Annotated in this window: 8 protein-coding genes; 6 read left to right on the top strand and 2 right to left on the bottom strand. The window is 67.2% G+C overall.

The genetic code is table 11. The annotated features are described in order from the left end of the window. Positions 1–2 precede the first annotated feature (2 nt). Positions 3–581 carry an alpha/beta family hydrolase gene (locus VNF71_13765; protein HVA75621.1) on the top strand — a complete coding sequence of 193 codons (579 nt, stop codon included), beginning with the start codon at positions 3–5 and terminating at the stop codon, positions 579–581. A gap of 38 nt (positions 582–619) precedes the next feature. Here VNF71_13765 and VNF71_13760 read toward each other — a convergent pair whose 3' ends face one another. Next, positions 620–1,789, bottom strand: coding sequence for a M20 family metallopeptidase (locus tag VNF71_13760; GenBank protein ID HVA75620.1), 1,170 nt, complete (start codon positions 1,787–1,789; stop codon positions 620–622). A gap of 80 nt (positions 1,790–1,869) precedes the next feature. On the opposite strand from VNF71_13760, the gene meaB reads away from it, so the two are divergent. Continuing rightward, on the top strand, positions 1,870–2,880 hold the full coding sequence (meaB, locus tag VNF71_13755; protein HVA75619.1) for a methylmalonyl Co-A mutase-associated GTPase MeaB: 1,011 nt from the start codon (positions 1,870–1,872) through the stop codon (positions 2,878–2,880). A 28-nt stretch (positions 2,881–2,908) separates the two neighbouring features. Here the strand turns inward: meaB and glgP are convergent, their stop codons facing one another. Further along, the gene (gene glgP, locus VNF71_13750) at positions 2,909–5,458 is read right to left on the bottom strand and encodes an alpha-glucan family phosphorylase (protein ID HVA75618.1); all 2,550 of its coding nucleotides are present in this window, start codon (positions 5,456–5,458) and stop codon (positions 2,909–2,911) included. 115 nt (positions 5,459–5,573) lie between these two features. On the opposite strand from glgP, the gene VNF71_13745 reads away from it, so the two are divergent. The 4 genes from VNF71_13745 to glgB are packed head-to-tail and all read left to right on the top strand — an operon-like array spanning position 5,574 to position 12,595. After that, entirely contained in the window at positions 5,574–7,346 is a 1,773-nt protein-coding gene (locus VNF71_13745) for a maltotransferase domain-containing protein (GenBank protein ID HVA75617.1), read from the top strand. After that, positions 7,343–9,049: a maltose alpha-D-glucosyltransferase gene (gene treS / locus VNF71_13740; protein ID HVA75616.1), complete on the top strand. Its 1,707-nt coding sequence runs from the start codon at positions 7,343–7,345 to the stop codon at positions 9,047–9,049. Before VNF71_13745 ends, treS begins: the two co-directional genes overlap by 4 nt. Beyond that, entirely contained in the window at positions 9,046–10,398 is a 1,353-nt protein-coding gene (locus tag VNF71_13735; protein ID HVA75615.1) for a phosphotransferase, read from the top strand. Before treS ends, VNF71_13735 begins: the two co-directional genes overlap by 4 nt. Further along, a complete protein-coding gene (gene glgB, locus VNF71_13730; GenBank protein ID HVA75614.1) occupies positions 10,391–12,595 on the top strand; it encodes a 1,4-alpha-glucan branching protein GlgB in 2,205 nt (734 codons plus the stop codon). Before VNF71_13735 ends, glgB begins: the two co-directional genes overlap by 8 nt. Positions 12,596–12,621 lie beyond the last annotated feature (26 nt).

Raw genomic sequence — 12,621 nt, 5'->3', positions numbered from 1 at the left:
CGATGGCGGAGAAGGCCATAGCCAGGACGGGGCTGCTGCTCGCTCCGGGCGCTGGAGCCGACCGCAACCAGAGTGCCCTCGTGTCCATCGACAGTGCTGTCACCGCCGCCGGCGGCGATGTGGTCCGCATGGACTTTCCTTACCGCAAGGCCGGCAGGCGCGCGCCGGACAAGGCCCCGGTGCTCGTGCGGGCGGTCAACGAGGAGGCAGCCGCGCTCCGGCAACGCACGACACGGCTGGTGCTCGGAGGGCGTTCCATGGGTGGACGAATGTGCTCCATGGCGGCCGCGGATGGCTTGGAGGCCGAAGGGCTGGTGCTGCTCAGCTACCCGCTGCATCCTCCGGGGCGTCCGGACAGGTCGAGGATCGAGCATTTTCCGGCCTTGAAGGTGCCCTGCCTGTTCCTTTCGGGAACCCGGGACGCCTTTGGAACAGTCTCCGAGCTCGAGGACGCCGCCTCGGCCATCCCCGGGCCTGTCACCTTCGAATGGATCGAGGGAAAAGACCACGCGATGCGCGGTACCGACTCCGCGGTGGCGGACATCGTCGTTGCCTGGTTGCGCCGCCAGAGACTGCTGTGAGCACCGCCGGCGAATCCAGATAGTCCGCCCAGCGGCGATCAGGCCTTGTGACGGAAGGCGGCGTACAGCTCCGCGAAGGCGGCCGTGGCGTCGACGAGGCGGTCGACGGTGACGTACTCGTCGTTGCCGTGCGCCTGCTCGACGGCGCCGGGCCCGCAGACGACCACCGGGATCCCTGCCTGGTTCCTCACGAACCTCGCGTCGGTGGTGAAGCTCATCCCGATCGTTTCGGGCCTGGACCCGATCGCGCGAGCGACCGAATCGCCAACGACGCGCACCCACGGATCGTCGTGGGGCATCTCGCTCGCCTCGCCGAAGGTGTCCACATCGAGGCGGTAGCGAAGACCCTCGACGCCGGCGGTGTCGATCAGGCGCCGGATCTCCTTCTCGGTGCTCTCCTGCGTGGCGCCGGGAAGTATCCGCCTGTCGAGGCCGATCACGCATGCTTCGGCGACGGTGTTGAAGGTGGTCCCGCCGGAGATCGTGCCCACGTTGGCGGTCGGCCGCCCGAGCAGCGGGTGCTCCTCGTCGCCGTAGTCGGCGGCGTGCAGCGCCAGAACCAGGCGCGCGGCGTTCTCTATCGCCGAGATCCCCTCACGCGGCCGGCTGCCGTGGCCTGGGCGGCCTTCGACCGAGATGAGCGCTTGCAGCAGGCCGCGCTCGGCGATGCACAACTGCATGTCGGTGGGCTCGGGGATCAGGCACGCGTCGGCGCTGATCAGGCCTTCATCCAAGAGGATCTTGGTTCCCAAGGCGCCACCGCGCTCCTCGTCGGCGACGAGGTGGAAGATGATGTCGCAGGCGGGCTCGACGCCGGCGACGTCCAGGGTCTCCAGAGCGCAGATCGCCGCGGCGATACCGCCTTTCATGTCGGCAGTGCCACGGCCGTACAGGCGGCCGTCACTCACCTGCGGGTCGAACGGGTCGGTGGACCAGGCGGATTCGTTGACAGGTACCACATCGAGATGCCCGTTGACGATGAGGCAGGGGCGGTCGCCGCCGGGTCCCCGCTTGTGCGGGATGCGGGCGACCAGCGACAGGCGGCCTGACGTCGGCTCGAGTCGGGTCCACTCGGGGTGCCACCGCTCGAGCGCTTCGCGGACCGTGTCCTCGATGGGCCCTTCGTGGCCGGGCGGGTTGCGCGTGTCGACCGATACGAGGAGCCTGGTCAACTCGACCACCCGATCGCGGTCCACGTGGGCTCTCACCGTATGAAGCCTACGGTCTCGTGCGCCGCCGCGGAACGGGCACGGGCAGGAAGGCGCGCGGCGGCAATACTTGAGGCTCCATGGACACGACCCCGGCGAGAGCCGGCGCGCAACATGATTCCCGGCTGCGAGACCCGGCTGCGCTCTTCGACGCCGCGCGACGCGGCGACAGGGTGGCGACCGGTCGCCTGCTCTCGCTCGTCGAGCGCGGAGGGCCGGTCGCGCGGGAGGTGGGGCGGATCACGTTCCCTTCCGGGTCAGATCCTGGGCATGTCGTGGGCATCACTGGAGCTCCGGGAGCCGGCAAGTCGACCATCACCGACCGTCTCATCACGCTGGCGCGCGAAGGAGGAGCGAAGGTGGGTGTCCTCGCCGTGGACCCGTCGTCGCCCTTTTCGGGAGGTGCCATCCTCGGCGATCGCATACGGATGCAGAGCCACGCGCTCGACGAAGGTGTGTTCATCCGTTCGATGGCGTCGAGGGGCCACCAGGGAGGTCTGGCCCTGGCGGCCCCCGAGGCGATCCGGGTCCTCTCCGCGATCGGGATGCAGACCGTCATCGTCGAGACCGTCGGCGTCGGACAGGTGGAAGTCGAGATCGCCGGCGAGGCGGACACGACGCTGGTCGTGGTGAACCCCGGTTGGGGCGACGCTGTTCAGGCAAGCAAGGCGGGCCTGCTCGAGGTCGCCGACGTGTTCGTGGTCAACAAGGCCGACCGCCCGGGGGCCGCGGAGACACGGCGCGATCTCGAGAACATGCTCGACATGAACACGGTGATGGGCGAGTGGCGTCCCCCCGTGATCCTGACTGCCGCGTCATCCGCCGGCGAGGACTCGGAGCAGGGTTTGCGCACGCTGTGGTCGGCGGTGCTCGATCACAAACGGTTTCTGGACGAGAGCGGCGAGCTACTGCGTCGCCGCGAGCGCCGCCTGCTCGCAGAGCTCGAACGGGTCATCAGGTCGAACCTCAGCATCCGGGTGCACGACCTGGCATATGCCGGGCGTGCGGAACCGGTGCGTGAGGCGCTCCTCCGCCGGCAGGTCGATCCCTACGAGGCGGCCGAGCAGCTGATGGGCCTGGCGGGGCTCTAGCCGAAAGGGTCGTCGCCTCCGGGTCGCTTCAGGCCCACGCGACGCAGCCGAGCTCGACCGGCGCGACCAGGTCGGGGTGATGGGGAACGATGCGGACGGTGTAGCCGTGACGTCCTGCCGTGTCGCAGCGGAAACCGCCGCGGTAGCGCACCAGCCCAGATCGCGGACTGCCCGCGCCGGACAGGTCCTCCTGCTGCAATCGGACCACCTGCGGTTCGCTGATCTCGTCTCCCGGAGCGACCGGGCCGTGAAGGAGCTCGACTGCCACATCGCCGGTGCTCAAGGATCCGAGACTCACCTCGACGGTCACCTGGCGTTCGCCGCCGAGGTCGACGGCGGTGCCCGCTACGTCCGCGTCGACATCGACGACCTTCACCTCTTGCCAAGCTGCCAGCACGTGCTTCTTCCAGTCGGCGAGCGACCTGGCCCGGGCGTAACCGTCGTCGGCCAAGAGGTCGCTCTGTCGCGCCGTCGGCTCGTAAAGATCGGTCAGGTAATCCCGCACCATCCTCGATGCCATCACCTTCGGGCCGAGGGAGCGGATTGAAGCCTTCACGCGGGTCACCCACCCACGTGGGAAGCGGGCGCCCGCCCTGTCGTAGAAGAGCGAAATGATCTGGCGTTCGAGGATCTCGAAGAGGCTGTTGGCCTCGGTCTCGTCGCGGTGCGCCAGGTCGGTGATGCTCTCGGCGGATGAGATCGCCCACCCGTTCGTCCCGTCGAACATCTCGTCCCACCAGCCGTCGAGGATCGAGCAGTTCAGCGCCCCGTTGAGGGCTGCCTTCTCGCCGCTCGTGCCGCTGGCCTCCATGGGTCGCCGGGGTGTGTTGAGCCAGACATCGCTTCCTTGGTAGAGCATGCGGGCGACCGCTATGTCGTAATCCTCGATGAACGTGATGCGATGGCGCACAGCGGGGTCGCGGGAGAACCTCACGATCTGGGCAATCATGTCCTTGCCGAGGTCGTCCGCCGGGTGCGCCTTGCCGGCGAAGACGAGCTGCAGAGGCCGGTGCTCATCGAGCAGTAGCCGGCGGAGGCGTTCGGGCTGCGACAGCAGCAGGGTCGCGCGCTTGTAGGTCGCAAAGCGCCGGGAGAACCCGACGATCAGGTAGCGGGGATCGAGCACCTCGTCGACCCACTCGGCGTCGGTCACCGACACACCGCGGTCGTACAGCGACTTGCGCAAACGGTCCCTCACGAAACTGACCAGCGCCTCACGGCCCTGCTCGCGAACCCTCCACAGCTCGTCGTCTCGGGCGTCGTCGATCCGGTCCCACTCGTCGGGCCCGGCGTCGTCCCATGCAGGGGAGACGTACTTCGAGTACAGGTCGCCCATCTGCGACGACACCCAGGTGCGGCCGTGGACACCGTTGGTCACCGACCCGATGGGTGTCTCCTCCACCGGAACGGGGGGCCACAGGCCCTGGAACATCTCCCGGCTCGTCCGGCCGTGAAGCTTGGCGACACCGTTGGACCTGCCCGCTAGGCGCAGGCCCATGACCGCCATGTTGAACGGCTCCGTCGGCAGCTCGCCCGGGAAGTGGCCGAGCGCCATGAGCGTGTCGATGGTGACCCCGCATTCCTCCGCCCACGACGAGAAGTAACGCTCCATCAGCTCCCGAGGGAAGCGGTCGATCCCGGCCGACACTGGGGTGTGCGTCGTGAAGACCGTGCCGGCGCGGACAGCCTCGATTGCCTCGTGCCATTTGAGCCCGTGCTCGGTGATGAGCTTGCGGATCCGCTCGAGGCCGAGGAAGCCGGCGTGACCCTCGTTGGTGTGGAACACCTGCGGCTCGACCCCGAGGGCTTCGAGGGCTCTGACACCACCGATACCGAGGAGGATCTCCTGCCGCACCCGGTGCTCAGACCCGCCTCCGTAGAGGCGGTCGGTCACCGCGCGCAGCTCGTCGTCGTTGGACTCGACGTCCGCGTCGAGGAGGTAGAGCTTCACCCTGCCGACCTTCGCCAGCCAAACCTGCGCGGCCAGGACCGAGCCCGCGAGGTCCACCTCCACACTCACGCCGTCCACCAGCTCCAGCGCCATGCTGTGCGGGTCGAGGACCGGGTATCGCTCCTCCTGCCAGCCGTCGCTGTTGAGATGCTGGCGGAAGTAGCCCAACCGGTACATGATGCCGACGCCGGTTAGAGGAAGGCCGAGGCTGCTCGCAGCTTTGAGGTGGTCGCCGGCCAGCACCCCCAGGCCGCCGGAGTACTGCGGCAACGCCTCCGCGATGCCGAACTCCGGCGAGAAGTAGGCGACGCTCCGCAACGGGCTGACCGAGCGGTTCTGGAACCACCTCGGAGCTTCGAGATATCGACGCAGATCAGCGTGCATCTCGCCGAGCAGCCCCATGAACCCGGGGTCAGCTGCCAGCTGGTCGAGGCGTGAACGGCCGACGAGGCTCAAGAGCCGGACCGGGTCGTGGAACGTCAGCTCCCAGATCTGGGGGTCGACCCAGCGGAACAGGTCACGGGTGCGGTCGTCCCAGGACCAGCGGAGGTTGAAAGCAAGCTCCTGAAGCGGCGCAAGGGCCTCAGGGAGGCGGGCCCGGACTGTGAAGCTTCGAAGAGCCCTCATGACAGGCAACGGTACCGAATCTCCCGGCGGCCCCCGCACAGCGACGGGTTTCGGCCTCCGATGTCAAGGACCGCGCCAATTGGGTAACGCGTGCCCTGTGCCGCAACATAGGTTGATGCCCGTGCTGCGACGTCTCGTCGTCGACGACATCCGGCCCAGGGCCCCCAATTCCCGTCCCGCGAAGGCGGTCGTCGGGGAAAGGGTCCGGGTGACCGCCACCATCTTCAAGGACGGGCACGATCCTCTCGCCGCGAGGGTCCTGCTGACCGCCGACGGCGAGCCGAAGCCGCAAGCCGAAGCGGAGATGCGCAGCATCGGCAACGACGAGTGGGAGGCGTACGTCACACCCGACCGCGTAGGGTTGCACCACGTGGTGGTGCAGGGCTGGTCGGAGCGCGGCGGCCCGGTGGACCCCGAGGATGCCGTGGATCTCACGTCCTCCGACCCTTGCCCGATCTGGGTCGACCGCGAGCGCGCCCTCGTGGGGGCGTGGTACGAGCTGTTCCCGCGCTCGTTCGGCGGTTTCGCCGGCACGGCGAACCGGCTCCCGGCCATCGCGGAGATGGGATTCGACATTCTGTACCTGCCCCCGATCCACCCGATCGGCAGGACCGCGCGCAAGGGACCCAACAACACCCTTACCGCCGGCTCCGGAGACCCGGGCAGCCCGTGGGCCATCGGCGGGCCAGAAGGCGGCCACACCTCTATCGACCCGGACCTCGGGACGGAGGACGACTTCGCCCATCTGGTGGAGGCCGCCTGCAGATGCGGAATGGAGATAGCCCTCGACTACGCCCTTCAGTGCTCGCCCGACCATCCCTGGGTCGAGGAGCATCCTGAATGGTTTCACCACCGGCCGGACGGAACGATTGCGTGCGCGGAGAACCCTCCGAAGATCTACCAGGACATCTACCCGCTCAACTTCTGGCCCGAGAAGGAGACCGACCGGGTGGCGATGTGGAACGCGTGCAAGGGCATCCTCGAACACTGGATCGCCCGCGGAGTGCGCACCTTTCGTGTCGACAACCCCCACACCAAGCCGGTCGCGTTCTGGGAATGGGTCATCTCCGAGATAAGGGCCGTGAATCCCGACATCATCTTCCTCTCGGAGGCGTTCACACGGCCGAAGGTCATGGCCAAGCTGGCCGAGGTCGGCTTCAGCCAGAGTTACACGTACTTCACGTGGCGAACCCAGCAGCACGGCCCCGAAGGGCTCTGGGCGTACCTCGAGGAGATAGCCCACGGACCCGTGGCCGATTACATGCGACCGAACTTCTGGCCGAACACGCCGGACATCCTGTCGGGCCCGCTCCGCAACGGGCCTCCCGCCGCGTTCGCGCTTCGCCTGGTGCTGGCAGCGACGATGTCGCCGTCGTACGGGGTGTACAGCGGCTACGAGGTCTACGAGAACGCGCCGGCCTCGGACACCAACGAGGAGTACCTGAACTCGGAGAAGTACGAGATCAAGCACAGGGATTTCGGCCACCCGGGGACGCTGGCTCCGTTGATGAAGTCCCTCAACCACATACGCCGCGAGCACCCGGCGCTGCAACGCCTGCGCTCGATCCGGTTCCACGACAGCACCGACGCGAACATCATCGCCTACTCCAAGGTGTCCGACGACGGCGACGACATCGTGCTGACGGTTGTGAACCTCGACCCGTACTGGGCGCAGGAGGCCACGCTCGACCTATGGCAACTGGACCTGCCGAATGGGGAGCCCTACCAAGTGACAGACGTACTCTCGGGCGACAGGTACCAGTGGTCGGGGACGAAGCCGTACATCAGGCTCGACCCGATGTACCGCGTCGCCCACGTGTTCGACCTGAGCCCGGCGACCGGCGCGGCGGAAGCGCTCGATAGCGGCGGCACTGCAGCAGCGGGATGATCAGCCCCTTTGCTGCGCCGCAGCAGCGCTGGTACCAGCACGCCGTCTTCTACGAGATACTCGTACGGGGCTTCTACGACAGCAATGGTGACGGCACCGGCGACCTCGCCGGGATCACCGCGAAGCTGGACTATCTCCAGTGGCTGGGAGTCGATTGCCTGTGGTTGCTGCCCTTCTACCAGTCGCCCCTGCGCGACGGCGGATACGACATCAGCGACTTCTGGACGATCCTTCCGGAGTACGGAGACCTTGCCGACGCGGTGGAGCTGGTGGAGGAATCCCACAAGCGGGGCATCCGGGTCATAGCCGACCTCGTCATGAACCACACCTCCGACCAGCACCCGTGGTTCGTCGAGTCCCGCGAAAGCCGGACCAACCCAAAGGCGGACTGGTATGTCTGGCGCGACGACGACTCGGCGTACCGCGATGCACGGGTCATCTTCGTCGACACCGAGAAATCGAATTGGACTCACGATGCGCAGCGCGGTCAGTACTACTGGCACCGCTTCTTCGCCCACCAGCCGGACCTCAACTACGACAACCCCGAGGTCGCCGAAGCGATGATCGACGTCTGCCGGTACTGGTTGGACATAGGACTCGACGGCTTCAGGCTCGACGCTGTCCCCTACCTGTTCGAACGCGAGGGCACCAACTGTGAGAACCTGCCCGAGACTCACGAGTACCTCCGGCGGGTGCGCAAGGAAGTGGACTCGCTGTTTCCCGGCCGCGTCCTGTTGGCGGAGGCGAACCAATGGCCTGAGGACGTCGTCGAGTACTTCGGGAGCAGCGACGAGTGCCACATGTGTTTCCACTTCCCCCTGATGCCGCGCATGTTCATGGCCGTGCGCCGCGAGCAGCGCCATCCGATCACCGAGATCCTCGCCCGTACCCCAGAGATACCGCCCGGAGCGCAGTGGGGCATCTTCCTCCGCAACCACGACGAGCTCACGCTCGAGATGGTCACCGATGAAGAGCGCGACTACATGTGGGCGGAGTACGCCAAGGACCCGCGCATGAAGCGCAACATCGGCATCGGTCGCCGGCTGGCTCCCCTGGTCGACAACGACCGGCGGGTCGCCGAGCTACTCCACTCTCTCCTATTCAGCTTCCCCGGCTCGCCGGTCCTCTATTACGGGGACGAGATCGGCATGGGGGACAACATCTACCTCGGAGACAGAGACGGGGTCCGTACCCCCATGCAGTGGTCCCCGGACCGCAACGCCGGCTTCAGCCAGGGTGACTTCGCGCGGCTGTACCTGCCGCCGTTGATGGACCCCGTGTACGGGTACCAGGCGGTCAACGTCGAAGCCAACGTGCGTGATCCCAGCTCACAACTGCACTGGATGAAGCGGATGCTCGAGGTCCGCAAACAGCACCCGGTCTTCGGTACGGGCACCTTCGAGGTGGTCTCGGTGGACAACCCGTCGGTCCTCGCCTACGTCCGCTGCACACCGGAAGACGCAACCCTGGACCCGGACAGCCCCGTGAGCGGCCAGCAGGACATAGTCCTGTGCGTCTGCAACCTGTCGAGGTTCGCCCAACCCGCGGAGCTTCCGCTCATACGCTTCGAGGGTAAGACGCCGATCGAGTTGCTCGGCCGGGTCCCTTTCCCGCGGATCGGCGAGCTGCCGTACTTCGTGACCCTTGCACCGTACGGCTTCTACTGGTTCGAACTGGTCGACTCCCCGGGAGGTGCGCCTTGACAGTCGAGCTACCTGCCGGGCTCCAGGAATTGCTCCCCGCCCACTTGATGGCGCAGCGCTGGTACGCCGGCCACTCGGGCCCGCCGCTCGAGCACGTCGACGTCGAATCGGGCCGGCTCCTGTGGAGCGACGGAACCGGGCACTCCCTCTGGCACGCCATCGTCGAGGCCGGCGGCGACCTCTACCAGCTCGTGGTCGGAGAGCGGCCTGCCGGCGAGCCCGCCGACTTCCTTCACGGCCGGGAAGGCGCGACGATCGCGACGCTCGGGCAGTCGTACTTCTACGACGCCACGCTCGACGCCGACATGGACAAGGTGCTGCTCCGCGTGGCCAGCGACGGCAAGGAGTCGGCCGAGCTGGCGCGGCCGGTACAGGCGGAACAGTCCAACACGTCGCTCGTGTTCGACGACCGGCTCATCCTCAAGCTGTTCCGCCGCTTGCACCGGGGGCACAACCCCGACGTGGAGGTGACCACAGCGCTGGCTGCCGCCGGGTTCACCCACGTCGCGGCCCCGCTGGTGACCTGGCGGGAGCAGGACTTCGACCTCGCGTTCGGCCAGCAGTACCTGGTTGGGGGGTCGGAGGGCTGGGCGCTCGCACTCACCTCGTTGCGCGACCTGTACAAGTCCCCTGCCCAAGGGCCCGGCGAGGCGGGTGGCGACTTCAGCGCGGAAGCAGAGCGCCTCGGTCGCATGACAGCCGAGATGCATCTCGCCCTCGCCACGGGCTTCGGGGTCACCACGGGGGAACGGGCAACCGACAGCTGGCACGCTCTCGTCAGCGGGATGGAGCGGCGCATCCAGGCGGCGGGAGACGTCGCCGGTCGGGACCTGGCCGGCGCGGCCGCACCCATGCTCGACCGACTTTCTTCGGTATCGGACGCCGGGCCGTTCCTCAGAGTGCACGGTGACTACCACCTCGGCCAGGTGATGCGTACAGACACGGGTTGGTACGTCCTCGACTTCGAGGGCGAGCCGGCCAGGGACCTCTCCGAGCGCACCGGGTACTCGTCGCCGTTCAAAGACGTGAGCTCGATGCTTCGTTCCTTCCACTACGCCACGAGGCACGCGCTCGGCGAGCAACCCGCGGCGGACGCCGAGCAGCTCGAACCTCTCGCGCTGGCTTGGGACACCCACAACAGGCAGGCCTTCTTGGATGGCTACCGCCGGACGCCCGGAATCGACGACCTGCTGCCGCCACCCGAGGAATCCCCTGCGGTCCTCATCGGGTACGAGCTGGACAAGGCGCTGTACGAGCTCGACTACGAGCGAGCCCACCGCCCGGAGTGGGTATCTATCCCTCTCGACGCACTCGACCGCCTCTTGCATGGAGGAGATCAGGTTGGCTGACAAGGAGCTCGAGCTCATCACGGCGGGGCACCACGGCGACCCCCACCGCTACCTGGGCCGTCACGGCACGGTGGTGCGCGCCTACCGCCCCGGTGCCGTCGCCATGAGGCTGGTAACAGGGGTCTCGGGCCGGCCCAAGGCCACGGAGATGGAGTGCCTTGGCGGAAGCGGCGTCTTCGAGGGCCCGATCGGCAAGACCGTGAAGACCTACGAGCTGGAGGCCGACTACCCCAACGGGGACGGTCTTTCGACCTACCGGTTCGCCGACCCGTACCGGGCGTGGCCGACCATCGGCGAGCTCGACCTGCATCTGTTCGGTGAGGGCAGGCACCACCGGCTCTGGGAGGTCCTCGGAGCGCACCCCCGTGAGCACGACGGCATGAGCGGGGTTTCCTTCGCTGTGTGGGCGCCGAACGCGCGGGCGGTGCGAGTGGTGGGCGACTGGAACTTCTGGGACGGCAGGGTCCACCCGATGCGGTCGCTCGGCTCGTCGGGCGTGTGGGAGCTGTTCATTCCCGGTGTCGATCCCGGTGCCCGCTACAAGTACGAAATCGTCACGAGTGACGGACGGCTGATTCTCAAGACGGATCCGATGGCCTTCTTGATGGAGGTGCCGCCGGCGACCGCCAGCGTGGTGGTGGGACCGAGCGAGTTCGAATGGGGAGACGGGCAATGGCTTACCGATCGGGGGTCGCGAGACCTCTTGCGGTCACCCATGTCCGTGTACGAGCTGCATCTCGGGTCCTGGATGCACGCCGACACCGGTGAGGGGCCCAAGAGGCCGCTCACCTACAGGGAGCTCGCCGAGCGGCTGCCCGAGTACGTCGAGAGGATGGGCTTCACCCACGTGGAGCTCATGCCGGTGGCCGAGCACCCGTTCAGCGGCTCCTGGGGATACCAGGTTTCGGGCTACTACGCCCCGACGTCGCGCTTCGGCGGCCCTGACGACTTCCGTTGCCTCGTCGACGCGCTGCATCAGCATGGCATCGGAGTCATGCTCGACTGGGTGCCGGCGCACTTCCCGAAGGACGCTTTCGCCCTTGCACACTTCGACGGCACCGCACTGTACGAGCACGCCGATCCACGCCAGGGCGAGCATCCGGATTGGGGCACGCTCGTCTTCAACTTCGGCCGCAACGAGGTGCGCAACTTCCTCATCGCCAACGCGCTCTACTGGATCGAGCAGTTCCACATCGACGCCTTGCGGGTCGATGCGGTGGCCTCGCTGCTCTACCTCGATTACTCCCGCGAGCCCGGCCAGTGGGTGCCCAACCGCTTTGGGGGGCGAGAGAACCTGGAGGCGGTCTCGTTTGTAAAGGAGCTCAACGAGACGGTGTTCGGGCTCCACCCGGGAGCGACGGTGATCGCGGAGGAGTCCACGGCCTGGCCGAGCGTCTCGCGGCCCACGTATCTCGGGGGGCTCGGATTCGGGTTCAAGTGGAACATGGGCTGGATGCACGACACCCTCGATTACTTTCACCACCAGGGGGTGCACCGCCGCTACCACCACGGTGAGCTGACCTTCGGGCTCATCTACGCGTGGAGCGAGAACTTCGTCCTGCCGCTGTCGCACGACGAGGTGGTGCACGGGAAGGGCTCGCTCCTCTCGAAGATGCCCGGCGATCGATGGCAGCAGCTTGCCAACCTGCGTGCGCTCTTCGGGTGGATGTGGGCTCACCCCGGCAAGCAGCTCCTGTTCATGGGCGGCGAGTTCGCGCAGGAACGCGAATGGGACTTCGAATCGGAGATCGACTGGTGGATCCCCGACAGCTGGGGTGATCACCGGCGGCTCCAATCGATGGTCCAAGAGCTCAACCGGATCTACCGCGACAGCCCCGCGTTCTACGAGGAGGACTTCAGCGCAGACGGCTTCGCGTGGATCGACGCCAACGATGCGGAGCAGAGCGTGGTGTCCTTCTTCCGGCGCCGGCGTGGGGGGGAACCAGGCGGCGAGATCGCATGCGTAGGCAACTTCACGCCCGTTCCTCGCCACGGGTACCGGGTCGGCCTTCCAGCACCGGGGAGCTGGGGGGAACTGCTCAACACCGACGCCCTCGAATGGGGAGGCAGCGGCCAGGGCAACTACGGATCCGTGGTAGCCGAACCGTTGCCGTGGCACGGCCAGCAGTGGTCGGCGACAATGACCCTGCCGCCTCTGTCGGTGCTGTGGCTCTCGGCGCCGTCGACTGATGGCTAAAGAGGTTCGCGCCATTGGCTCAGGCA

The organism is Acidimicrobiales bacterium (assembly GCA_035533095.1).
Lineage (GTDB): Bacteria > Actinomycetota > Acidimicrobiia > Acidimicrobiales > Palsa-688 > DATLUM01.
The sequence above is the reverse complement of the archived record's forward strand: the minus strand, read 5'-3'. Positions and strand labels throughout refer to the sequence as shown.